The 22,050-nt window shown below is 70.4% G+C and carries 20 protein-coding genes and 3 pseudogenes; 14 read left to right on the plus strand and 9 right to left on the minus strand.

Going from position 1 to position 22,050, the window contains the following annotated elements:
- Positions 1-79: 79 nt before the first annotated feature.
- A pseudogene (locus DER29_RS35780) lies at positions 80-797 on the minus strand (ATP-binding cassette domain-containing protein).
- A 206-nt stretch (positions 798-1,003) separates the two neighbouring features.
- Here DER29_RS35780 and DER29_RS30240 point away from each other — a divergent pair.
- From DER29_RS30240 to DER29_RS30255, 4 genes are all read left to right on the plus strand, one after another.
- Positions 1,004-1,930 (plus strand): ABC transporter ATP-binding protein, encoded by a 927-nt coding sequence (locus DER29_RS30240; protein WP_121401449.1) that lies wholly within the window; start codon positions 1,004-1,006, stop codon positions 1,928-1,930.
- The gene (locus DER29_RS30245; RefSeq protein WP_121401044.1) at positions 1,908-2,696 is read left to right on the plus strand and encodes an ABC transporter permease subunit; all 789 of its coding nucleotides are present in this window, start codon (positions 1,908-1,910) and stop codon (positions 2,694-2,696) included. Before DER29_RS30240 ends, DER29_RS30245 begins: the two co-directional genes overlap by 23 nt.
- Positions 2,697-2,756: 60 nt before the next feature.
- Positions 2,757-3,806 (plus strand): CdaR family transcriptional regulator, encoded by a 1,050-nt coding sequence (locus tag DER29_RS30250; protein WP_121401045.1) that lies wholly within the window; start codon positions 2,757-2,759, stop codon positions 3,804-3,806.
- 521 nt (positions 3,807-4,327) lie between these two features.
- Positions 4,328-4,759 (plus strand): hypothetical protein, encoded by a 432-nt coding sequence (locus DER29_RS30255; protein ID WP_121401046.1) that lies wholly within the window; start codon positions 4,328-4,330, stop codon positions 4,757-4,759.
- A gap of 457 nt (positions 4,760-5,216) precedes the next feature.
- Here DER29_RS30255 and DER29_RS30260 read toward each other — a convergent pair whose 3' ends face one another.
- The 3 genes from DER29_RS30260 to DER29_RS30270 form a co-directional block, all read right to left on the minus strand.
- Positions 5,217-5,615 (minus strand): hypothetical protein, encoded by a 399-nt coding sequence (locus DER29_RS30260; RefSeq protein ID WP_121401047.1) that lies wholly within the window; start codon positions 5,613-5,615, stop codon positions 5,217-5,219.
- Between the two features lie 734 nt (positions 5,616-6,349).
- A complete protein-coding gene (locus DER29_RS30265; protein WP_121401048.1) occupies positions 6,350-7,237 on the minus strand; it encodes a cytochrome c biogenesis CcdA family protein in 888 nt (295 codons plus the stop codon).
- A 2-nt stretch (positions 7,238-7,239) separates the two neighbouring features.
- Complete coding sequence (locus tag DER29_RS30270; protein WP_121401049.1) at positions 7,240-7,836, minus strand: redoxin domain-containing protein; 597 nt, start codon at positions 7,834-7,836, stop codon at positions 7,240-7,242.
- A gap of 197 nt (positions 7,837-8,033) precedes the next feature.
- Between DER29_RS30270 and DER29_RS30275 the strand changes: the two are divergent.
- Positions 8,034-9,326, plus strand: a pseudogene (locus DER29_RS30275) (cation:proton antiporter); the annotation flags it as partial.
- A gap of 317 nt (positions 9,327-9,643) precedes the next feature.
- On the opposite strand, the gene DER29_RS30280 reads toward DER29_RS30275, so the two are convergent.
- Complete coding sequence (locus DER29_RS30280) at positions 9,644-10,165, minus strand: C40 family peptidase (RefSeq protein ID WP_121401050.1); 522 nt, start codon at positions 10,163-10,165, stop codon at positions 9,644-9,646.
- A gap of 357 nt (positions 10,166-10,522) precedes the next feature.
- Here DER29_RS30280 and DER29_RS30285 point away from each other — a divergent pair.
- Positions 10,523-10,767 (plus strand): annotated as a pseudogene (locus DER29_RS30285) (helix-turn-helix domain-containing protein); the annotation flags it as partial.
- Between the two features lie 67 nt (positions 10,768-10,834).
- Here DER29_RS30285 and DER29_RS30290 read toward each other — a convergent pair.
- Positions 10,835-11,497, minus strand: a complete 663-nt coding sequence (locus DER29_RS30290; protein ID WP_199729609.1) for a TetR/AcrR family transcriptional regulator — start codon at positions 11,495-11,497, stop codon at positions 10,835-10,837.
- Positions 11,498-11,975: 478 nt separating this feature from the next.
- On the opposite strand from DER29_RS30290, the gene DER29_RS36030 reads away from it, so the two are divergent.
- Entirely contained in the window at positions 11,976-12,098 is a 123-nt protein-coding gene (locus DER29_RS36030; RefSeq protein WP_255421092.1) for a hypothetical protein, read from the plus strand.
- On the opposite strand, the gene DER29_RS30295 is transcribed toward DER29_RS36030, so the two are convergent.
- Both DER29_RS30295 and DER29_RS30300 read right to left on the minus strand, forming a co-directional pair.
- Positions 12,073-12,546 carry a hypothetical protein gene (locus DER29_RS30295; RefSeq protein ID WP_121401051.1) on the minus strand — a complete coding sequence of 158 codons (474 nt, stop codon included), beginning with the start codon at positions 12,544-12,546 and terminating at the stop codon, positions 12,073-12,075. The genes DER29_RS36030 and DER29_RS30295 overlap by 26 nt on opposite strands.
- Positions 12,539-13,819, minus strand: coding sequence for a molybdopterin-dependent oxidoreductase (locus DER29_RS30300; RefSeq protein ID WP_121401451.1), 1,281 nt, complete (start codon positions 13,817-13,819; stop codon positions 12,539-12,541). Before DER29_RS30300 ends, DER29_RS30295 begins: the two co-directional genes overlap by 8 nt.
- A gap of 315 nt (positions 13,820-14,134) precedes the next feature.
- On the opposite strand from DER29_RS30300, the gene DER29_RS30305 reads away from it, so the two are divergent.
- On the plus strand, positions 14,135-15,196 hold the full coding sequence (locus DER29_RS30305) for an NAD-dependent epimerase/dehydratase family protein (RefSeq protein ID WP_121401052.1): 1,062 nt from the start codon (positions 14,135-14,137) through the stop codon (positions 15,194-15,196).
- A gap of 34 nt (positions 15,197-15,230) precedes the next feature.
- On the opposite strand, the gene DER29_RS30310 is transcribed toward DER29_RS30305, so the two are convergent.
- On the minus strand, positions 15,231-16,712 hold the full coding sequence (locus DER29_RS30310; RefSeq protein ID WP_121401053.1) for a hypothetical protein: 1,482 nt from the start codon (positions 16,710-16,712) through the stop codon (positions 15,231-15,233).
- A 144-nt stretch (positions 16,713-16,856) separates the two neighbouring features.
- Here DER29_RS30310 and DER29_RS30315 point away from each other — a divergent pair, with 144 nt between their 5' ends.
- The 6 genes from DER29_RS30315 to DER29_RS30340 all read left to right on the plus strand — a co-directional run bounded on the left by DER29_RS30315 (position 16,857) and on the right by DER29_RS30340 (position 22,050).
- The gene (locus tag DER29_RS30315; RefSeq protein ID WP_121401054.1) at positions 16,857-17,531 is read left to right on the plus strand and encodes a glycosyltransferase family 2 protein; all 675 of its coding nucleotides are present in this window, start codon (positions 16,857-16,859) and stop codon (positions 17,529-17,531) included.
- A complete protein-coding gene (locus DER29_RS35785) occupies positions 17,528-18,202 on the plus strand; it encodes a DUF2064 domain-containing protein (RefSeq protein ID WP_121401055.1) in 675 nt (224 codons plus the stop codon). Before DER29_RS30315 ends, DER29_RS35785 begins: the two co-directional genes overlap by 4 nt.
- 56 nt (positions 18,203-18,258) lie before the next feature.
- Complete coding sequence (locus DER29_RS35790) at positions 18,259-18,846, plus strand: bifunctional 2-polyprenyl-6-hydroxyphenol methylase/3-demethylubiquinol 3-O-methyltransferase UbiG (RefSeq protein WP_255421100.1); 588 nt, start codon at positions 18,259-18,261, stop codon at positions 18,844-18,846.
- Between the two features lie 85 nt (positions 18,847-18,931).
- Complete coding sequence (locus DER29_RS30330) at positions 18,932-19,660, plus strand: response regulator transcription factor (protein WP_121401057.1); 729 nt, start codon at positions 18,932-18,934, stop codon at positions 19,658-19,660.
- Positions 19,653-20,672 (plus strand): sensor histidine kinase KdpD, encoded by a 1,020-nt coding sequence (locus DER29_RS30335; RefSeq protein WP_121401058.1) that lies wholly within the window; start codon positions 19,653-19,655, stop codon positions 20,670-20,672. The genes DER29_RS30330 and DER29_RS30335 overlap by 8 nt, the downstream gene beginning before the upstream one ends.
- Positions 20,673-20,748: 76 nt before the next feature.
- On the plus strand, positions 20,749-22,050 hold the full coding sequence (locus DER29_RS30340; protein ID WP_121401059.1) for a DUF1800 family protein: 1,302 nt from the start codon (positions 20,749-20,751) through the stop codon (positions 22,048-22,050).

Genomic DNA, 22,050 nt, shown 5'->3' on the forward strand with positions numbered 1-22,050 from the left:
CCACACACCGAGCAGGACCGCCAGGACGGTGCCCGTGCGCCGCACCGTGAACCCGCCCGCCTGGTCGAGCGCGACCGGCTCACCGAACAGGGTGCGGATCGCCGGGTTGCGGGCCAGCGCCGCCAAGGCCGCCGGATCCAGCGCCTCGCTGCGGTAGCCGACCACCACCAGGACGGACATACCCGCGCACACAGCGGTCACGACCAGGCCACCACGACGCACCCTCAGCGAGCTGGTGAGAGCTGAGGAACGCCGTCTGCCCGTTGTCGCGGGCAACCCCGACCGCCTGCTGGAACTGCAGTTCCAAGAGCGGGTCCAGGCCACTAATCGGCTCGTCCAGCACCAGCAGAGGCGCCCGGGTAGCGAACGCCGCGATCAGAGCAAGCTTCTGCCGGTTACCCGTCGAGTAGGTGCCGGCCGGTTTGGACACGTCGAGCGCGAATCGTTGGATGAGCTCGTCGCGGTAGGCGGTGTCGGTGCCGGGGCCGATGCGGGCGAGTAGGTCCAGCACCTCGGCGCCCGTCATCCGTGGCCACAGCGCCACATCCGCCGGCACGTAGGCGAGCATGCGGTGGGCCGCGGCGACGTCGGCGGAGTCGGCGTCGAAGATCCACGCCCGTCCGGAGGGGGCGGGCAAGCCCGAGCAGCAGCCGGATCGTTGTTGACTTTCCGGCACCGTTGGGGCCGAGAAACCCGAACACCTCGCCCGCCGCGACGTCGAGGGTGAGGTCATCGAGGGCGAGTAGCCGCCCGTACCGCTTGGACAGATGTTCGGTGCGCAGAGCAGTAACGCCCATCGGAGCCTCCAGAAGCCGCAGCACGACATGACCTGCCGACCAGACTTCCCGGCGTACCTGATGTGAGGGCTCGCGGCGGTCGCGGCGCGGAGGCCGCCCGGGCTGGCGTTCGGGCTACTGCTTCCGATGTTCGGCAACGGCATCAGCGAGATGTCGGCCGGATGCTGACCTGGATGCCGGATAGGAAAGCCCGCGACGATGTGGGCATGACAAGCGACATCGCACTACTCACCGAGGACTTGACCAAGTTCTATGGTCAGCGTCGCGGTATCGAGGGGCTCAGCCTGGAGGTTCGTGCCGGGGAGGTGGTGGGATTTTTGGGACCGAACGGAGCTGGGAAGACCACCACGATCCGGCTGCTGTTGGACTTTCTGCGCCCCACTCGTGGACACGCGATTGTGCTCGGGCTCGATCCGCGCCAGGACAAGGCCGCACTGCACCGTCAGATCGGCTATCTGCCCGGTGAGCTCGTGTTTCCCGGGCGAGACAAGGCGGAAGACCTGCTGCGCTTCTTCGCTGCGGCGCGCGGCGGCGTGGCCTGGTCGCAGGTGACGGAGCTCGCGGAGCGGCTCGACCTGGACCTCTCGCGTTCGGTACGGACGATGAGTAAGGGCAATAAGCAGAAGGTCGGCCTGGTGCAGGCGTTCATGCACCGACCGGCGGTGCTGGTCCTGGATGAGCCGACCAGTGGGCTGGATCCACTCATGCAGCAGGAATTCCTGGCCATGGTGCGCGATGCCAGTGTTGCTGGGCAGACCGTTTTCATGTCCTCTCATGTGCTGGCCGAGGTGCAGCAGGCGGCTGACCGGGTCGCCATCGTCCGCGACGGCCAGTTGGCCGCGGTCGAGCGGGTTGAGTCACTGGGGAAGCGGGCGGTCCGCGCTGTCGAGATTCATTTCGATGGTCCGGTGGACCCGGCGGAGTTCAGTGTCCTGCCCGGGGTCAGTGACGTGGTGGTGTTCGGGCCGGTGCTGAAATGCACGGTCGATGGCCGCGTCGACCCGTTGATCAAAGCAGCGGCGCGTCATGAGGTGGTGGACATGTTGTCGGCCGAGCCGGATCTGGAAGAGACGTTCCTGTCGTTCTACTACCATGGGGAAGGAGCCGGCGATGCTTCCCGCGCTGGTGCGTAAGACCTGGCGTGACGACCGCTTGGTATTGATTGGTTGGGTCGGTGGCGTCGCCGCTTTCACCGCGATCTACACCTCGTTCTACAGTCAGTTTCAGGGTGCTGCGGAGCTGAAACAGGACGCTCTGCCCCAGGGCATGCTGGACTTCCTCGGCATCGCCGACATGCTGTCGCCCGCTGGCTATCTGCAGGCGACCATCTTCAGCCTGGTCGGCCCACTGCTGGTCCTGATGTGCGCCATCACGCTGGCTGCCCGCACGATCGCTCGGCCGGAGGAAGACGGTGGCATGGAGCTGATGCTGGCCAATCCGGTCTCGCGAGCCGCTTTCGCCTGGCAACGGGTGGCCGCCGCCGGCAGCGCGCTCACCGGGATCGCCGCCATCCCCGGGATCCTGCTGATGATCATTGTTCCCTGGATCGGCATGGACATCCCCCTGTCCAACGTCGCCGCCGCATCCGCCGGCCTGGTCGCCCTGGTGTGGAGCTTCGCCGGCATCGCCTTCCTCATTGGCGCCGCCACCGGAAAACGGGCTGCCGTCCTCGCGATCACCGGTGGCCTTGCCGTGGCCACCTACATGGCCAACGCCATCAGCGCCATGCTCGACGGGTGGCACTGGGTGCGCTGGCTGTCACCGTTCCACTACTTCATCGGTACCGACCCGCTGCACACCGGCTGGCATCCGGCCGAGCTCCTCATCCTCGTGCTCCTCGGTGCCGCAACCACGACCGCCGGAGTCATCGTGTTCGACCGCCGCGACATCGGTGTGTGAACCTGAGGCTGGTGGCCGCCGTTCACCGGCGGCCACCGCCATGCCGACAAGGAACAGCCCATGAGCGACGACACGTGGCTGGCCGCCGACTGCCAGAATCTGCTGTCCGTCCCGGCCGGTGCCCGGCTTCAGACAGCGGTCAACCTGGGTGCCCGAGCCGCGGATGAGGGGCTGACGCTGCGCGAGCTTGTTACCGGTCTGCTGGAAGCCACCACCGCCCACTGGAGCGCCACCCCGGTCGAGCCGGCCGACACCGCCGTCGCCGTCCACTCCCGCGCCGAGACACTGATGGACACAGTCCGTGTCCTCCTCACCGCCGCCCTGGACGGCTACACCCGACAGAATCGTGCCGAGCTGGATCGCCACGACAACGAACGTGCCGTGTTCGTCAACGACCTGCTCACCGGTAGGGCCGATCCCGGTGACCTGGCCGAGCGCGCACACCGATACGGCATCCGCCTGTCGGCCACCCACACCGTCCTCATCGCCCGTGCGGCCGGCCTGACTCCCGGCATCACGCACCGCATCGATGCCGCACTGGCCTCCAGGTTCGGCGAAGGCAACACCCTCACCACCCTCCGCGACGGCCACATTGTCTGCATCAGCGCCGGCGGCCTACGCGGCATCGCGGCCGAACTCGCCCACCTGCTCCTCACCGAACTCGGTCCGGGCAATTGGCAGATCGCCGTTGGCCGTACCCAACCCGGTGTCCAAGGCCTGGCGACGTCCCTCGACGAGGCCCGTCACACCCTCGACTACGCCGTGAGGCTCGGCTTCAGCACGCCCGTACTCAATGCCGCCGACCTGCTGGTGTTCCCCGTGCTCCTGCGTGACCGCGACGCCATCACCGACCTGGTGGCCACGGTCCTCGGGCCACTGACCACGGCGCGCGGCGGCGCCGAGCCGTACCTGGAGACCCTGACAGTCCTTTTCGACAACCAGGGCAACCACACCGCGACGGCTCGGCAGATGCATCTGTCCGTCCGCGCGATCACCTATCGCCTCGACCGAATCCGGGACCTGACCGGCTACCACCCCGGCGAGCCGACGCAACGGTTCACGCTGCAAGCAGCCGTGCTCGGCGCTCGACTACTCGGCTGGCCGAGTTAGCGCACGAGCGTCCAGATCAGGACGCCGTCGTTGTGGTCGACTGCTCCTCGTAGACGTTCGGTGCCCCGCCGGCGTCGCTGTCGCGCACCTACAGAGCCGGAGATCAGCCCGGACGGGGGAGAGGCTCGCCGACCTGATCGACCTGGCCCGCAGCGACCAGCCCGCGCATCATGACCCGGTGGACGTGGCGGCGCTCGCCCGGGACGCCCGCCACGCCCTGGACCTGCCCGCGTCGATCGTCTGCCTCGCACCGGAGGGGTCCGCGACGTGGCTGGTCCAGCCGCGGCGTGTCGCGTAGGTGCTGGCGAACCTGTTGGACAACGCCGTGGCCTATGGGTGGGCCGGGCGCGCAGCGGCGGTAACGACATCGTGCTCGACGCGCTGCTGCTGCGTCTGCACAGCGAAACGGCCTGCCGACTGGGCGGCGCCCTCGCGCTACGCCTGATCGACCTGGACACCGACCACGCGCTGATCCGCCTGCGCGAAAGGGCGGCACGCAACGCTGGCAGCCCATCACACCGATGCTCGCCAGCCGACTGGACGACCATGCCCGAGCCCGCGGCGCCGTCGCACCAACCGACGCGCTGCTGCACTACCGCAGCGGCCAACCCGTCACCTACCGGCGCTACGACCTGATGTGGAAACGCATCGGCCGACAGCTACCGTTGGTCGCCGCCCAGGGGATCTCCGTTCACTGGCTGCGTCACACCACGCTCACCTGGGTCGAGCGGCACTTTGGCTACGCCGTGGCTCGCGCCTACGCCGGGCACACGGATCCCCGCGGACCTGCCACCACCACCTACATCAAAGCCGACCTGCACGCCGTCGCCGCCGCCCTGGCCGCCCTCACCGGCCAACCCCACCCGCTGGTCGTAGCAGAGAGCGAGCAGCGGTTCCCCGCCCAGGACGCGGAGGACGGGGCGGCCGCACACCGCATTGGAACCCACCGCTAGACGGGTCGTGAAGCGCCGTCGCCGACGTCGGTGCTGGCGGGCAACGGTGCCATGGGCGGCAGCAGGTGCCTGATCCCCGCAGCGACGACCCACTGGGCCGCCGGCTGCTCCAGAAGCCATGGCGCGCAGTAGGAGTTTCCGTAACCCGCTGCGGTCTTGCACCTGCACAGGTTCCTGCCGCAGCCCGCGACGCCACTGGCCCCCAGGACCCCAGTGCCGATGCGACGGCTCGTCGAGAACCGCGACGAAGGCGCGGACAAGGCCGGGCCAGCTCGGCGTGCCCCACCAATGGCGGCACGCCAGCCCACCGACGCATGTCGATGTCAAGTGGTCAAGCGGAGGGTAGGAGCCGCCGCCGAGTGACGGCGGAGTCAGGAAGGTGAGGACGTGGAGTGCGGTACAAGCTGGCATTCAAAGGTCTTCCCGGCGGCCCGCCAGCCAGTGGAAGGGTGGTGTCCTACGACCGCTCGACGACCAGCTTCGACACGCCGGCGACGGCATCGATGTCGTAGCGGTCCTCGGCGTCGGCCCATCCGGTGGCTTCGACCTTGGTGCCGCCGGCCACTCCGGTGCGCGTCTTGCCGTCGACTGTGAGGACGCCGGCTCCGCCGGCGGCGCGCACGCGGACGGTGCCGACAGCCGGCGGCAAGGTCACCTGCGCCCGGGTGGCGCCGCCCGCGAGATGCACCTCGTCTACCAGACCGCTGCGCAGGTCGAGAATCTTCTCGCGGGTTCCACCGCGGAGCTGGATGCGCCACCGCACCGACTCATGCAGGGCGAATTCCACAAGCGCGGGACCGGTACCGCCACCACCGGTGGCCAGTCTGGCCACCACCGAGCCGTCGCCGGTGGTCACGGACGGACGAACCTTCGCTCCCTCGGGGGTGGATACCCGGTAGAGCTGGCCACCGAGGCCAGCTGGCCGCAGCACGAGTACGTACGCGGCCAGCCACCGTCTTCCCGTCCGTCCGAGCCTGGTCACGCACCAACCTCCCTGTGGCGATCCGACCGGACTTCCTCCACCCACGGCGCCCGCCCGCGCCCCTTACCCGTATCCGGGTAGGCCGGCGTCGCAGCGCTTCAGCGAGACAGAGCGCTCTCAGGGTCGCCTTCGACGGCGACGAGCGGCCCTTGATCCCTGCGCTTCTTCGCCTCTTTGTACAGCTGCTCCTTGGCGTGCCCTACGCGCCGTTGTGGGAATCCTTGCCATCGCGGTACCCCGTCGGCCCGTCGACGTGGACGTCCGTAGCTACCGAAGGAGCAATGCCCCACGTCGCCCGCTGCCACCCGAGGCCGCAGCAGCGTCCAACGTATCGCTGCGCCGCATCGGTGACGAGCCGTAACCGTGGCACACGGCGAGCACGGTTGATGCCGGAACCACCGCCAGCCGGCCCGCCACCCCGACCCGAGCCTGATCCCGAGGGCGTTCCTCACGACCGTCGTCGGGGCCGGGGGCGGGATCGACGCGACCCACTTCTCCGAGCTGGGTAACGGTGCCGGGGCCACGCCGCGTCGGTGCTCCGGCATACCGCCCGGCGGCGACCGGCCCGCAGTTCGGCAGGTCGAGTGATCAGCGTGCCGTTCCGATCCTCAATTGGATGGGCGATGGGCCTGCTGGGCCAGTGCTCGGCGCCGGCGCGTCAGTGTCACGCCGGCGGCCAGGGCGAGCAGCGCCAGCGCCGACGCGGCGACGGTCCACGGCCCCAGAACCGCCAGCCAGCCGCTGAGCGCTGTCTGAACGGCGCCGGCCGCGTCGATGATCGGGTCGTCCGTGTCACCTCGACCGGCGAAGACCCGCACCTCGTACCAGCCGTACCAGGCCACATATCCACCGGTGACCATCAGCAGCAGGCCGGCGACACGCCCCAGCAGCGGTGCGGCCCGACGGGTACGGCGCACCAGTGAATCGCGGGCCAACGCGACGGCCAGTGCGGCGGCCCCTACCGCGAGCCCCATACCCATCGCGTACGCCACGAAGAGGCCGATGCCGGAGAGCGCCGATCCGGCACGGAAGCCGGCCACCACGACGGCCAGGAAGGGGCCGATGGTGCAGCCGAGCGAGGCGATCGCGTACGCCATGCCGAACAGCACCATCGAGCCGAACCGTCGGCGGACCGCCGGTCCGGTCGCCACCTTCGGGGTGAAGGCCGGCAGTTGGCGTCCGGCCAGCAGCCAGCCGCCGGCCGCCACCAGGGCGAGGCCGATCAGTATCGACACCCAGGGCAGGTGACGGGCGACCGCGTCCGCCGCGGGGGCGGCGAGCAGCCCGAACGCGCCGAACACCGCGACGAACCCCAGTGTCATCGCGCCGGTCAGCGCGACCGCCCGGCCGATCGGTGCGAGCAGGCCTCGCTCGGCCGTCGGCTCGTCGCCCAGCACCAGCATCGACAGGTACGCGGGTAGCAGTGCGAAGCCGCACGGGTTGACCGCGGCCAGCAGCCCGGCGCCGACGGCGAGGCCGTATGGCGTGTCCGGCATGGTCAGTTGAGCCCGGCGACCCGCTTGCGCAGGTCCGCCGGGGACAGTGGTCCGGTGTGCACGACGGTGCCGGCGGAGTCGATGAGCACGTACTGTTCCTGGCTGGTCACCTTGAAGCGGCGCCAGACCTGGCCGTCGTCGTCGGCCAGGTGGGGGAAGCCCTCGATCCCGGTCTCCTTCGCAAACCGTCGCATCGCCTCGGCGCCGCTGCCCAGCCCGGCCACGCCGACCACGTTGACCCGGCCCGCGTTCTCGCGCTGAACGGCGGCCACCTCGTCGGCAACGGCGCGGCAGCGGGTACACCAGGCCGCCCAGAACCACAGCACCGCAGGCTTGCCGGCGAGGCTGCTGCCCGAGAATGCCGCGCCATCGATCGTCCGGCCGGTGAACGTGAGCGTCTCCGGGACTGCCGTGTCCGTCGCGCCGCTGGCCGTCGGGCCGACAGTGCCCGCAGTGGTCGGCGGGGCCGCTGCGCTTGGCCCGGCGGTCGTGCCGTCCGGGGCTGCGGACGGCTCGGTGCCGCCGCAGGCGGCGAGGGCGAGAACGACCGCCGTCAGGGCGGCCACACCGGGCAGGGGTGCGGTACGGGGACCGGGCATGAGCGGATACTAGCCCGGCCCTCTATCGAGCAGGATTACCGCTTTCTTACGGCAGGTGTGAGGCCGTCACCGGTCGAGGCAGCCGGACCGGCCAGGAAGGCGCCGGCGGCGACGCCCGGCGGGAGTTCACCGACGGGCACGGTGAACCCGCTGATGCCCCGCGCCCAGAGCCGGGTGACGGCGCGGCGCTCGTTATGATGGCGCGGAATTCGTGGAGCGCCGGGAAGTCTGGTCGGCACCGTGACGAACCGTTCCCTCCGGAGGCCCGCGTGCTGTTGCTCTGCTTTGCCGCCGTCCTGTTGGCTGCCGTGCTGGTGTCGGCGCTGGCCCACCGGACGATCCTGTCCACGGCGGCCCTGTTCCTGGTGGCCGGGTTCGTCCTGGGTGAAGACACCACGGGTGTGCTGCATCTGCGGGCCGACTCGCCGATCGTGGCGCAACTGGCGGAGCTGGCGCTGTTTGCGGTGCTGTTCACCGACGGTATGCGGGTGGGCTGGGCCGACCTTCGTGCGGCGTGGCGGCTGCCGGGAAGGGCGCTCGGCTGGGGCCTGCCGCTGACCCTGCTGATCACCGCGGTACTGGCGCACTACGTCGCCGGGCTGGACTGGCCGGAGGCCCTGCTGATCGGTGCGGTCCTTGCTCCGACCGACCCGGTGTTCGCCGCTGCGCTGGTCGGCAACGACAAGGTCCCCGCCCGGTTACGGCATCTGCTCAACGTTGAGTCGGGGGTCAACGACGGTCTGGCGCTGCCGTTCGTGGTGGTGCTTCTCGCCGTGGCCGCCGGTTCCGACGACCTGCATCTCGGTGAGCTCGCCACGGAACTGGCGCTTGGTCTGCTGATCGGCGTGTTGGTGCCGTTGGCGGCGATCGCGCTGGAGCGGATGCGTTGGTTCGCCGCCTCGGCCGCCTACGCCCCGCTCAACGGGGTCGCGATCGGGCTGCTGGTGCTGGCATTGGGCAAGGTCACCCACGGCAACCTCTTCCTGGCCGCGTTCGCCGCCGGGATCACCGTGGCGACCTTCGGTCCTCGGGAGCGGGCGGCCTTCGAACACTTCGGGGAGAACGTCGCCGAGTTGCTGAAGCTCGCCGCGCTCCTGGTGTTCGGGGCGCTGATCTCGGTGGGGTTCCTGGGCGAGATTTCCTGGGCCGGGTGGGTGTTCGCGGTGCTCGCGATCGTGGTGGCCCGTCCGGTCGCCCTGGGCATATCGTTCCTCCGCTCGGGGCTCGGCCTGCGGGAGCAGGCTGCCGCCATGTGGTTCGGTCCGAAGGGCTTCGCATCGGTGGTGTATGGGCTGCTCGTCGTGGAGTCCGGCATCGCTGCCGCAGACGAGGTGTTCCACCTGGTGGCACTGACGATCGTCATCTCGATCATGGCACACTCATCGACTGATGTCGTGGTCGCCCGGGCCTTCGACGAAGACCGGGAGACCCCGAACTGGCACGGAGTGCTACGACGCGTACGGCGGCGAGGCCGCAACGGCGACGATGACGCAGTCCTGCTTTCGGGGCAACGGGGCGACGGGCAAGATCCAAGGGTGCCTCGCCGGCCGGCTGACGCGAGCGAAAGAAGCGTTTCCCGGGATGGTCGGCCCAGCGCGGACTAGCTTGATCTTCAACCTGCTGGGCGGCGGCACTGACCCCGGCTGATCATGGGGACGAGCCTGATTGATCATGCCCCTTGGATTGCCACGGTAGGTGCCTTCGGTCATGACCGGCCGTCCGGCAGCCTTCCAGGGCTCGCGTGGTTGGCGCCGGTGCCTCCGGTGACGTCGGCGCCAGCCGTGACGCTGAGCAGGACGTGTGCCCGTCAGTAGCCGTTGGGTGTGAGGACGTCGATGAACAGCGGGTTGGGTTCGGTGCCGCCGAGTGTGACGCTGTCGTTCTTGACGTAGCCGTAGTAGGCGTTGGCGTCGATGACCCGGTTGTTGCCGATGTAGACGCCGGTGTGGTCCAGGTCGCCGCCGTAGCGAATGCCGTCGTTCGGGTCGGTGTCCCAGAAGACGAGGTCTCCCGGGCGTGGGGAGCTGACCCGACGGCCTTGGTTGATCTGGCCCTGCAGCCAGTAGTTCAGCTGCAGTCCGCGGCCTGTGGCGGCCTTCGTTCCGTCCCAGATGGCGTGTCTGTTGAGGCATTCGCAGTCCACCGTCTGCGTGCCGCATGTCCAGCCGTAGGCGAGGCGGTACGGCGTGCCCAGGTAGGCCTTCGCGGCGTTCACGACCGCCGCTCGTACACCCGTGGCGCCGTGCGCGGGCGTGGCGACCATCCCGACGCTCGCTGCCGTGGTGACCGCGATCGCGATGGCGCTCAGTCTCTGGCGTGCCGAACTCATGGGGCCTCCCCTGGATCATGCCGTCAGCGGCGACAACGTTATTCGTCGTACGATGCAGTGAAGAACAGTGATCGATGTTAGTCAAGTTTGCCGGTCGCGTCGATTGCAGGGAGGCAGTGGTGAGGCAGCCAGGTGGCTGCCGTTGGCCCGGACGGATGGGCCGCGTCTCAGACCGAAGTGTGTGGCGGGCCTGGGTCAGTGTCAGCAGCGTTGCCCACCGTGTGTGACATCCTCGCGTTCCGGTCCGCCAGGGCGGCCCCCATGTCTTTGTCGGACGCGGGCTGGGGCGCTGCTGGCGCACGACGTGGCGCATCTGTCGGCGTACGGGTTCGGATGCCCAGTTAGGTACGCGTGAAGTCGTACGCCGACACGCATCCGCGGCAGCGACCACCGGGCACCCTGCGCGGATACCTCGAGCACGGCCGGAACAAATCGAGAGCGGCCGCTGCGGCGCACCTGTCCCGTCCGGCTCTCTACGAGCGGCTGGCTCGGATCGGCCGGATCCTCGCGACGCCGACCTCGACTCGGTTGATGTCTGCCTCTCTCTGCACGTCGCGCTGCTGGCCCTTGACGTCGTTTCGCCGAGCGTGAGCCAGCGGTAGGGTGAGCACCCTGTTCGGTGGGTTCGGCAGGGTGGCGGCTGCCGCCGTGCCCGCAACGACGCGTGGGTCAGGGCGATGAAGCTACATGTCTGCGCGAGTGTGTGTCGGATGCGGGGGCGAGGTCGCAGCCGGTGGTGGTGGCCGCGTAGCCGACGATGTGCGCTTCGGCCTGTTGTCGGGTGATGGATGTCCGGGCGATGACGTGATAGCCGTAGGCGTCCTCGAGAGCGACGAGGTTGCTCGCGATCTCGGTCGAGGTCGCGGTGAGATGAAACTGCCCGAGACCGGCGCCGGTGTCGAGGATCGATCGATAGAGGCTCACCTGGCGGTCGTAGAGCGTGCGGCGCAGTGAGGCGTCGACACGTCGCCGGCGAGCCTGTGGGGAGAATTCGTAGAGCAGGCAGCACAGTTCGTCGTCCGGGCTGGTGGGCAGGCCCGAGCCGATGGTCACCGCCAGCCGCTCTCGCGGGTCCGTGACACCTTCGACGGCTGCGACACGGCGGGCATCGAAGCGGTCGACGGCTTCGGCGTAGACCTCCTGGAACAGCTGCTCGATCTCTCGGAAGTAGTAGGTGACGGAGCCGGTAGCCATGCCGGCGGCGTCGGCGACGTCACGGACCCGTACTGCGGCCAGGCCGTGCGTGACGATCGCGCGCCGCGCCGCCCGCACCAGGTGCTGGCGCCGCTCCTCCTGGTTCTTGGGCCGCGCCATATCCTGCACTCCCTTCACCGGCCAGCCTCCGTCGCCACGGGAACGTCTGCCCGCCGTGGAGATGGACTCAACAGTACCGTTCAGGCCTTGGACAGATGGCGCCACTGGTTCTTCACCGGAGCGTACGAAGAACCGCTCTCGTCATTCGGGAGTTCCCGTGGACCTTCATCCGCGCCGTTATGCCACCTCAGCGTTGGCCAGACTGGCCGCGCTCGCCGCGGCGGCCTGCTGGGGGAACCGGGATGAACTGCTCCGGCTTCAAGGGCGGCATCGGCCTGGACAGTGCAAGGCCCTTGCCCGGCGGGTCCCCCTGGGCATGGCCCGCACCGGCACCTCCGGCTCGCACTTCTCTGGTGATCCGTTTTCTTGCTTTCGCCACAGCCACTCCCGGCGCTCTCGCAAGTTGCTGTCCGAGCCCTGAGCGGGGAGGAACTGGATTCCCTGCGGTTCGTGCCGTGGGGGTACACCGACCGCTTCTACGAGGCGACCCGTCCAGGTGGTGGAAGAGGCCATCGTCAACGCGCTGATCGGCAATACCGCGATGGTTGGCCGGGACGGCAACCGCACGCCGGCCCTGCCGCGCGACCGTCTGATCAGTCTGCTGGCCCACCGATCTTGATTCGAGCCCGGAGCCGACGACGCCGCAGCGCGTAGAGAATCGCGCTGCCGGCGAAGATCGCTGCGCTGGCCGCCAGCCAGCGGGCCAGCAGCGGCTGCGGGGTCAGGCCGGTCGCCGCCGTGTACGTGTCGCCGCCGAGTCCGAGGATGCCGGGAAGGTAGACGAGCAGGAGCAGCCCGGAGGCAAGCGCGGGCACTCGTACGTGGTTCAGCACGGAGCGGCGGTTCGGGCGGTCCGTCGCGGCGAGCAGCGCCCGATCGACCAGGGCGTAGACCGGGAACAGGAACAGGTCGTGGACGACGACCGCGCCAAGGAACCAGAGCAGCATCCGGGCCGCGGTCGGCTCCCCGGACAGCCGCAGCGCTATCCAGCCGGTCACCGCGAAGCAACCGAACAGGAGCAGCAGGTGCCAGAGCGCGGCGCCGTAGCTTCGCCGGAACTCAGTCATCGGGCTGCTCCTCGAAGGTGATGTCGCGGACCCACTTCGTGCAGTGCACGCCGGGCAGCGCTGGCACGATGATGCGGGCGGGGTAGCCGTGGTCGGCCGAGAGGTCGACGCCGTTGACGCGCAGGGCGAGCAGCGAGTCGGGGTGGCGGACCTGGTTGACCTGTAACCGGGCCTGACGGAACAGACCGGCCTGTTCCAGCGATTCGACCCGTGCCACGGCGCTGTCGGGTGCGCCGACCAGAGCCGCGAGGTCTCGTAGCCGCACCCCCGTCCAGGTTTGCGTTGTCGACCAGCCCTCGACGCAGGCGATCGGTAGGTCCGCGGTGTGCTGTGGCATCGCGAGCAGGCCATCGCGGTCCACCTCTACCGTGCGGCTGCCGCCGCGCACCGTCAGCCGCCACTGAGCTCCGGTGTCGGCGGGTTGGATACCGGCCGCGACGGCGGTCCGGTTGATCGGGAAACCGTTGGGTCCGTCGTCGTGCTGCCGGCCCCGCGGTAGCAGCAGCGCGGTCCGGCGCAGCACCCCGTCCAGGCTCTGCCCGATGGTCAGCGCCGCCAACAGCAAGGCGCCGCCCCCGGTCAGTGCGAGAACGCCACGTCGGCTCATCGTCGCCGGGCCGGGCCGGCGGGCTACCAGCCCGTCCGGATCCGCCGGCTCCGGCGTGGTGTCCTCCGCCGTGGCACGCGTGAGGCGCGGACCGCGCAGCGCGGAGATCGTACGAGGAAGCTTGATCGCCACGTGTGTGACGAGGGCGGCGGTGAAGATCCAGGCGCCGTACCAGTGCGCGGTGTAGAAGTCGAACCCGAACAGGTACGCGTACTGGATGTTGAGCAGGCCGGTGGCCATCTCGAAGAGGATTCCGCCCACCAGGAGCAGCAGGGAGAGCCGTTCGAGTACCTGGGCCACCGAGCGGGCCGGCGGCCAGTCGAACAGCTTGGGTACCACCGACCAGAGTTTCGCCACGACAACCGGTACCAACACGATGCCGAGCGTCACGTGCAGTCCCTGGGTGAGTCGGAACAGCCAGGCGGGGCGGGTCGGCCAGTCGAAGATGGGAGGGTGCAGCCAGCCCACGTCGCTGGGGAAGGCCTGGCCGAGCCGAGGGCCGTAGGCGATCCAGTCCAGCAGTCCGGTGATGATCACCAGCGGTAGGGTGGCGAGCAGGACGACGCCGAATACGGACGTCAACCATGGGCCGCGTACCGGGCTGCGCCAAGCATTGGTGGCGGCGTCGGCTCCGGGCGGGCGATGCCGGTCCAACGCGCGCCACAGCCGCGCCGGGTAGGCGTACGCTCGGGCCCCGGTCGCCTCGGCGGATCGCCCGGTCTCCTCGGACGTGCGCCTCGGCTCACCGGGGTCGGGTCCCGCAGTCGGATCATGGGACGGCGGGTCGGCTGGCACGGTTCCTCCAGTCGGTAACGGCGTCGAACCGGACGCGACGGGCTTTTGTGCAGGACGCTAGCCGGCAGCGGCGCCTTCGGGCGGGCTTTGCGGCATTACCGAAGGCTTACCGCCCGTCCCTTACGGATTGCTGACATCGGAGCGGAACCGGCCCCGAGGGCCGCCGCTCTGACCTAGCGTGGCGCAATGCGGGTACTCGTCACCGGCGCCGCCGGGTTCATCGGATCGCAGGTCGCGGACCTGCTCGTCGCGGAGGGGCACCAGGTGGTGTGCCTGGACGCGCTGTTGCCCCAGGCGCACGGGAGCGTGCTGCCCGAGTGGTTCCGCCGCCATGATCCGGTCGTTGGCGACATTCGCGATCCGCACCTGCTCGACGATCTGCTGGTTGGAGTTGATGCCGTGTGTCACCAGGCGGCGATGGTCGGTCACGGGCTGGATCCGTCGGATGCTCCCGAGTACGTCAGCCACAACGACTACGGCACGGCGGTGCTGCTGGCAGCGATGCACCGGGCTGGCGTGTCTCGTCTGGTGTTGGCCAGTTCCATGGTCGTCTACGGTGAAGGGCGATACACCTGCGCCCGGCACGGGGTCGTTCGACCGGCCCCACGTCGCGAGGCCGATGTCGCCGCCGGCCGGTACGACCCCACCTGTCCGGCGTGCGCCGGCGCACTCACCAGCGCGCTCGTGCCGGAGGACGCCCCGCTCGAACCGCGCAGCACCTACGCGGCCAGCAAACTGGCCCAGGAGCATCTGGCCGCCGCATGGGGCCGGCAAATCGGGGCAGGGGTCTGGGCACTGCGCTACCACAACGTGTACGGTCCTCGGATGCCCCGCGACACCCCGTATGCCGGAGTAGCGTCGATCTTCCGGTCGGCGCTGGCCAGTGGTCGGCCGCCACGGGTCTACGAGGACGGCCGGCAACGGCGCGACTTCGTGCACGTCTCCGACGTGGCGCGCGCGAACGTGCTGGCGCTGACCGCTCCGGCTCCGGACGGTCTGGTAGCGGTCAACGTCTGCTCCGGTCAGCCCCACACCGTCGGCGACCTCGCCACCGCCTTGGCCGCGGCGATGGGCGGGCCGGTACCGGTGGTGGTCGGCGGCGCCCGGGCCGCCGACGTGCGGCACGTGGTCGCCGACCCCGGCCGCGCACGCGACCTGCTCGGATACACCGCCCGGGTCAGCTTCGTCGACGGGGTGACCGCCTTCGCGACAGACCCTCTGCGGGAACCGGCCGTCGTGTCGGTCTGAGCGGACTCGCCCCACCCGCCCATCGGGGGCCGGCTCACGAGACGGTGAACAGTAGGTGGTTGACGGCGAGGGCGGTGAGCGCCTGCCCGGCCAGCCACCAGCGGCGCGCTGGGGCAGGTAGCTGCGCGGCGGCGACGAGCAGCCAGACCGTGAACGGTAGCCAGATCCGCTCCACCTCTGCCTTGCTCATGCCCGACAGGTCGGCGGCGACCACCGCCAGCACCGCGGCGGCCGGTAGTAGAACGGTGGGCCCGAGTGTCTCGACCCGTCGTGCGAGCGCGCCAAGCCGCCGGTTCCGGATCGCGACGCGGGTTAGCGGGTCACCGCCCGGTCCCGGTCTGCTGGTCCTCGGCGTCGACGCGGCCGGTGCCGGGGAGCTGTCCCACGCTCGCCAGGCCCGGCGGGCCGAGTGCAGAGTGCGGCGTAGCGCTGGTCCGAGCACCGGCCCGGCAGAGAGCAGCAGTGCCGCCAGGTTGGCCCAGACCCAGTAGCTGTAGGGCCGTTCGGCTGCCCAACCCTGGTAGTAGCGCTCGACGACCCGGTCGTACCCCTGCCACCAGTGAAAGCCAGCAACAGTGAACGCCGCTACCACGGCGGCCACGCCGATGGCGCCGGCGAGCAGCGCACTGCCCCTGCCTTTGGCGCGTAGCGCCAGCACGACGAGAGCCAGGGGCGCGACCAGAACGAAGCCGTAGGAGAGGTACAGCGCGAAGCCCAGCAGTACGCCGCCGACCAGGGAGGTCACGGGTCCTCGTACTGCCAGCATCGCGAGGCCAGCGGCTACCAACCCGGTGAAGAAGCCGTCGGCGGAGGCACCCACCCAGACCGCCCCCGGCAGCAGTACCAGGAACGGCAGCACCGCCCGGGCGGCCTCGCCGGCGCCCAGGGCCCGTAGGGCGATCGGCACGGACACCACGACGCTTGCCCCGACCAGGACACAGACCAGCGCCGCCGCCGTGCCACCGCCCAGGCCTATCCGGTCCAACCCGACGAACACCAGTAGGGCACCCGGCGGGTGGCCGGCGGTGTGGGTGGACCACGAGTCCGGCTGGAAGTCCAGAATGCGGTCCGCGAAGCCGGCCAGCATCCGCCGGATGTCCGTCACCCGGGGCACCTCGTGCAGGTACTCGGCCTGCGGGGTGAGCCGCCTGGTCAGACCCGTCGACCAGCCGTCCACCAGCGCCAGGGCGAGCGTCCAGCCGACCGCCGCCAGGTAGCCGACGGACAGCAGAGTGCCCCATCGGGCGGTGCGGGCCCACTGCGTGCCGGGCCCGGCCACCGCGACGGCTATCGCCAGCGCAGCCGGCGTCCCCCAGCCCAGGTGCGGTTTCCAGGTGGCGTAGAGCGGCGCGGCGTCGGCGTGCAGGCCCACGCCTGCGCGGTTGAGCATCGCGCCCACCGCCACGGCGGTGACCAGCAGCGTTGCCTCGACGCCCAGCACAAGCAGGTCGCCCCGGTAGCGGGTCGGACTGCGGTGGCGGACGGGCGAACGGGAGATGGTGGCACCGGGTCTCATGTCGACCGGACGGTACGGCCCGGTCCGCGCCCCGTCAGCCGATTTGTCGGCATGTCACCGGACGGTAAGAAGTGTTGATGCGGTAAGTGTTCCGTAAGGTCGAATCCGGCGCGGGCGGCCCTGGGCGGCCCTAGCGTCGGCGGTATGCCGACAAAGATCGACGTGGTGCTGCCGTGCCTGGACGAGGCCGCAGCCCTGCCCGCCGTGCTGACCGCGCTGCCGCCCGGATACCGGGCGATCGTCGTGGACAACGGGTCGCGCGACGGCTCACCCGAGGTGGCCGCCCGGCACGGTGCGCGGGTGGTGCACGAACCACGACGGGGGTACGGCGCGGCCGTGCACACCGGGATCGAGGCCGCCGAGACCGAACTGGTCTGCGTGCTGGACGCCGACGGGTCCTTTGCCCCCCGAGAGCTACCCGCCCTGGTCGCCCCCGTCGCCGACGGGGTCGCTGACCTGGCCGTCGGCCGCCGTCGACCGATTGGTGTCGGGGTGTGGCCCTGGCACGCGCGGGCGGGCACGGCGCTGGTCGCCGCGCTGCTGCGGCATCGGGGCGTGCCGCTGCGCGACCTCAGCCCGATCCGGGTGGCCCGCCGAGAGGCACTGCTCGCCCTCGGAGTCACAGACCGGGCCTTCGGCTATCCGCTGGAGCTGTTGATCCGGGCCGCCTCGGCGGGTTGGCGCATCCACGAGGTGGATGTCACCTACGCCCCGCGCGCCGCCGGCACCCGTTCCAAGGTCTCCGGCTCCGTACGGGGCACCCTGCGGGCCACCCGAGACTTCGCCGCCGTGTTGCGTACCGTCCGGGAGCCCCGGTGACCGTCGTGCTGGTGATGGCCAAGGCGCCCGTGCCCGGCTTGGTGAAGACCCGGCTGTGCCCGCCGGCAACGCCCGTCCAGGCCGCGCAGTTGGCCGCCGCCGCGCTGCGGGACACCCTGGATGCCGTCCGAGACACACCAGGGGTGACGCCCGTTCTGGCGTTGGCCGGACACCTCGCGAACGCCGTGGACGGCGTGGAGCTGACCGCCGCCCTTGCTGGCTGGTCGGTCCTGCCGCAGCGAGGCACGGATCTCGCCGACCGACTCGCGCACGCCCACCTCGACGTCGCCGAAACATTCCCCGACCGTCGGGTGCTGCAGATCGGGATGGACACCCCGCAACTGACCCCGGCGCGGCTGGCCGCCGCCATCCGCCGGCTCGACGATGCCGACGCAGCCCTCGGGTACGCCCACGACGGCGGCTGGTGGGCGTTGGGGCTGCGCGACCCCCGGCAGGCGGTGATGCTGCGCGCGGTGCCGATGTCGACGCCGGTTACGGGCCGCTCGACATGGTCCGCGCTGACTGGGCGTGGACTGCGCGCCGTGCCGCTGCCCGTGCTGCGAGACGTCGACAACTGGTCCGACGCGCGCGCCGTGGCGGCGGCGATCCCGGATGGCCGGTTCGCCCGCCAGGTCGAGGCCGTGCGTCGCGACATGGTGGTGCGCGCGTGACCGCGGACGGATTTGCCTCGGCGCTACTCGACCAAGCCGGAGACGTGCACTGGTTGATGCCTGCGGACGGGCCCCGCCGCCGGCTGCCGGTGAAGCGGTGGCATCGATCGGCCACCCCGGCGGACGCGGCGGTGGTCGCCCGCTGTGCCGGCCCCACCCTTGACCTGGGGTGCGGTCCGGGCCGGATGTCGATGGCACTGACCAGGGCCGGGCTTAGCGCCGTGGGGGTGGACGTGTCGTCGCGTGCGGTGGCGTTGACCCGGGCGCGAGGCGCGGTCGCCGTGCACGCCGACCTGTTCGGCCCGCTGCCAGCCGAGGGACGGTGGGCACACACGGTGCTGCTCGACGGGAACATCGGCATCGGCGGCGACCCGGTCGCGCTGCTGCGACGGTGCGGGTCGCTGCTGCGTCCGTCCGGCACGGTGCTGGTCGAGCTGGAACCGCCTGGCGTCGGTGCCTGGCAGGGGCAGGTCCACGTGGCGACCGGACGGCACCGGGGCCCTACCTTCCGTTGGGCGTGGCTGGACACGGATGCGGTGTCAGGTGTCGCTGCGGCGTCGGGACTGGCGGTTGGCGAGGTGTTCCGGTCTGGCGGTCGCTGGTTCGCCGAGTTGACCCGCTTGGACCGTCCCGCCGCGCCCTGACCTGCACTCCTGACGGGCGCAGCCGTAAGAACCTGGCAAGCTTCCGGCCGGCCGTCGACGCCCGGATCGTCGCTACTCTGGCCAGATGGATGCGGCCAGGACAGGGCGGGAACCAGGGCCTAGGAAGCGGGTGCTGGTGGTCGACGACGACCACAACGTCAGCGACGTGATCTGCCGTTATCTGGAGCACGACGGTTTCCTGGCCAGCCATGCGGGCGACGGGGCGGCGGCGTTGGCGGCCGTCGCCAGGCGGACGCCAGACCTGGTGGTGCTCGACCTGATGCTGCCCGAGGTCAGCGGCCTGCAGGTGTGTCGCGAACTACGGGCCAGGCCCCACGGCGTACCGATCATCATGTTGACCGCGCTCGGCGACGAGGCCGACCGGATCCTCGGCCTGCAACTGGGCGCGGACGACTACCTGACCAAACCCTTCTCGCCCCGCGAGTTGGTGCTGCGGGTCCGGTCGGTGCTTCGCCGTGCCGGCGGTGAGCCGGCCCTCGGGCGGCCAGAGACCCTCACCGATGGCAACCTGGTGGTGCAGACCGGCCCCCGCACCGTCCACCTCGCCGGCCGGGAGCTCGCTCTGACCCTGCGCGAGTTCGACCTTCTCGTCCACCTGATGCGGCACCGGGCCCGGGCGTTCACCCGAGCCGAACTACTCGAGCGGGTCTGGGGCTGGAGCTTCGGCGACCACTCGACCGTGACCGTGCACGTCCGGCGCCTGCGCGAAAAAATTGAGACCGACCCGGCCAACCCCCGACGGCTCGTGACTGTCTGGGGCATCGGCTATCGGTACGGGCCGGCCGATGCGTGATCTGGCACTGATCTTCGCGATCGCTCTCGGCGCGGCGCTCGCCGCCGGTGCCGCCGGAGCGTTGCTGCTGCGCCTGCTCCGAGGTAGCTCGATCATCGTGCACCTCGGCGTGCTACTCACCACCGCCGTGGTCGCGGTTGTCCTCGGCGTGGTGGCGGTCGCGGAGGCTATGTTCCTGTCCCCACACGACCTGGAGGTGGTGCTGATCACCGTCGGCGCGGCGGCGGTGGTCAGCCTCGGCGTCGGCGGGCACTTCGGTCGCCGGTTGGCCACTGCCGCGGTGTGGGCCGATCAGGCCCGCGAACGAGAGCGGCAGGTGGAGGCCGGGCGTCGGGACCTCGTTGCCTGGGTCTCCCACGACCTGCGTACCCCACTCGCCGGGCTGCGGGCGATGGCGGAAGCGCTGGAGGACGGCGTCGTCCGCGACCCTGCAACCGTCGAGGAGTACCACCGGCGCATCCGGTTGGAGACGGACCGGATGACCAGGCTCGTCGATGATCTGTTCGAACTGTCTCGGATCAACGCCGGGGCCCTGCGGCTGTCCATGGCGGCGGTACCGCTCGGCGAGGTGGTCTCGGACGCGCTGGCCAGCACCGCGCCGCTGGCCGCGGCCCGACGGATCAAGCTGGTCGCTGCGGAGTCCGGCTGGCCGACGGTGGCCGCCAGTGAACCGGAGCTGACCCGGGTCGTGGCAAATCTACTGCTCAACGCGGTCCGTTACACACCACCTGACGGGACCGTACTCATCGAGGCCGGCCGCGACCGGGACCACGCCTGGCTGTCCGTCGCCGACACCTGCGGCGGCATTCCCACCACCGATTTGCCTCGGCTGTTCGACGTCGCCTTCCGGGGCGAACCTGCCCGTAGCCCTCACGCGGGAGGTGCTGGTGGCGCGTCCGGAGGCTTCGGACTGGCGATCGTGCGCGGACTGGTCGAGGCGCACGGCGGACGCGTCGAGGTACGCAACACCACAGACGGATGCCAGTTCGTGGTCCGGCTCGCCGCCGTCTGATCCGCCGTGGCGGGCGGATGCCATTCGAACAGGGTCCATACGTTCCTCGAACATGCATGGCCTATCGTCGGTCCGCATGACGGAGCGGGAAGCGGTAGCCCATCTGCTGCGGCGTGCCACCTTTGGGCCTACGGCCCAGGAGGTGGACGCGGCGCAGCGGGCCGGTGTCGTCGCCACACTCGACAAGCTGCTCACCCCGGTCGGCCTTGACCGGGGTGCGGCCGACACCCCGGTGCCCGCCCTCGGCGTCGATCCGTACGCGGGCATTACTCGGGAGTCCAGCCGTGAGGAGCGGCAGCGGGCCAACGAGCAGCGCCGGGAGCAGGTGCTCCGGCTGACCACCTGGTGGTTGGATCGGATGGTCGCCGCCGAGCACCAGCTGAGCGAGAAGTTGTTGTTCTTCTGGCACGGGCACTGGGCGACCAGCGTGCAGAAGGTCCGGTCGGCTCCGCTGATGCTGCGGCAACTGGAGACGTTGCGCGGTCACGGGCACGGGCGGCTGGAGCCGCTGGTCGATGCGATGATTCGTGACCCGGCGCTGATCCTGTGGTTGGACGGTCAGAAGAACACCCGCAAGGCCCCGAATGAGAATTTCGCCCGGGAACTCATGGAGCTGTTCACCCTCGGCGTCGGCGGCGGCTACACCGAGGCGGACGTGAAGGACGGCGCCCGGGCGTTGACCGGCTGGGTGGTGGATCGTCCGACGGGGACAGCCCGGTTCCAGCCTCGACGACACGATGACGGACCGAAGACCATCCTGGGCGTGACGGGGGCGTTCGACGCTCGGGCGTACGCGAGTCTGCTGGCCGGACGGCCGGAGGCGGGACGGTTCGTCGCCAGCCGGCTGTGGTTCCGCTTCGCCGGTCCGCACGTGCCAACCCCGGCCGACCTCGCCGGCCCGGACACGGTGGGCACCCTACGGCGGGTGTTCACCGCACCGGGGTTCGCGCGGACCCGGGACACGTTGGTCAAGCAGCCCGTGGAGTGGCTGGTCGGGGCGTTGCGGCAGCTCGGCGTACGGCCGTCCGCCCTGCCCGAGCAGCGTCGCCGGCAGGTGCTGTCCGGTCTGACCGCGATGGATCAGATGCCGCTGCGTCCGCCGAGCGTGGGCGGGTGGCCGGCCGGGGCGGCGTGGTTGAGTACGTCGTCGTTGCAGGCCCGGCTGCGCACGGCCGAGCTGCTGGCTGGTTCGGCAGACAGAGCTGTGCTGGCCGCGTTGACCGCCGCGCCCACCGACGGGCGGCCGGAGGCGCTGGCCCGGCTGCTGGTGGTCGACCGGTGGAGCGAGCGCACGCGGGCCGCCCTGGCGCCGGTGGCCGGCGAGCCGCGCCGGCTGCTGGCCGCCGGTCTGGTCAGCCCCGAGTACACGGTCAGCTAA

Source organism: Micromonospora sp. M71_S20, from assembly GCF_003664255.1.
In the GTDB taxonomy this organism is placed as follows: domain Bacteria; phylum Actinomycetota; class Actinomycetes; order Mycobacteriales; family Micromonosporaceae; genus Micromonospora.

What these genes read in the sequence shown, in the direction of transcription:
- DER29_RS30330 (WP_121401057.1), top strand. Translation starts at nt 18,932, where the DNA reads ATGGATGCGGCCAGGACAGGGCGGGAACCAGGGCCTAGGAAGCGGGTG.
- DER29_RS30240 (WP_121401449.1), top strand. Translation starts at nt 1,004, where the DNA reads ATGACAAGCGACATCGCACTACTCACCGAGGACTTGACCAAGTTCTAT.
- DER29_RS30245 (WP_121401044.1), top strand. Translation starts at nt 1,908, where the DNA reads ATGCTTCCCGCGCTGGTGCGTAAGACCTGGCGTGACGACCGCTTGGTA.
- DER29_RS30265 (WP_121401048.1), bottom strand. Translation starts at nt 7,237, where the DNA reads ATGCCGGACACGCCATACGGCCTCGCCGTCGGCGCCGGGCTGCTGGCC.
- DER29_RS30335 (WP_121401058.1), top strand. Translation starts at nt 19,653, where the DNA reads ATGCGTGATCTGGCACTGATCTTCGCGATCGCTCTCGGCGCGGCGCTC.
- DER29_RS30270 (WP_121401049.1), bottom strand. Translation starts at nt 7,836, where the DNA reads ATGCCCGGTCCCCGTACCGCACCCCTGCCCGGTGTGGCCGCCCTGACG.
- DER29_RS30295 (WP_121401051.1), bottom strand. Translation starts at nt 12,546, where the DNA reads ATGACTGAGTTCCGGCGAAGCTACGGCGCCGCGCTCTGGCACCTGCTG.
- DER29_RS30305 (WP_121401052.1), top strand. Translation starts at nt 14,135, where the DNA reads ATGCGGGTACTCGTCACCGGCGCCGCCGGGTTCATCGGATCGCAGGTC.
- DER29_RS30310 (WP_121401053.1), bottom strand. Translation starts at nt 16,712, where the DNA reads ATGAGACCCGGTGCCACCATCTCCCGTTCGCCCGTCCGCCACCGCAGT.
- DER29_RS30315 (WP_121401054.1), top strand. Translation starts at nt 16,857, where the DNA reads ATGCCGACAAAGATCGACGTGGTGCTGCCGTGCCTGGACGAGGCCGCA.
- DER29_RS30340 (WP_121401059.1), top strand. Translation starts at nt 20,749, where the DNA reads ATGACGGAGCGGGAAGCGGTAGCCCATCTGCTGCGGCGTGCCACCTTT.
- DER29_RS30250 (WP_121401045.1), top strand. Translation starts at nt 2,757, where the DNA reads ATGAGCGACGACACGTGGCTGGCCGCCGACTGCCAGAATCTGCTGTCC.
- DER29_RS30280 (WP_121401050.1), bottom strand. Translation starts at nt 10,165, where the DNA reads ATGAGTTCGGCACGCCAGAGACTGAGCGCCATCGCGATCGCGGTCACC.
- DER29_RS35790 (WP_255421100.1), top strand. Translation starts at nt 18,259, where the DNA reads ATGCCTGCGGACGGGCCCCGCCGCCGGCTGCCGGTGAAGCGGTGGCAT.
- DER29_RS30255 (WP_121401046.1), top strand. Translation starts at nt 4,328, where the DNA reads ATGCTCGCCAGCCGACTGGACGACCATGCCCGAGCCCGCGGCGCCGTC.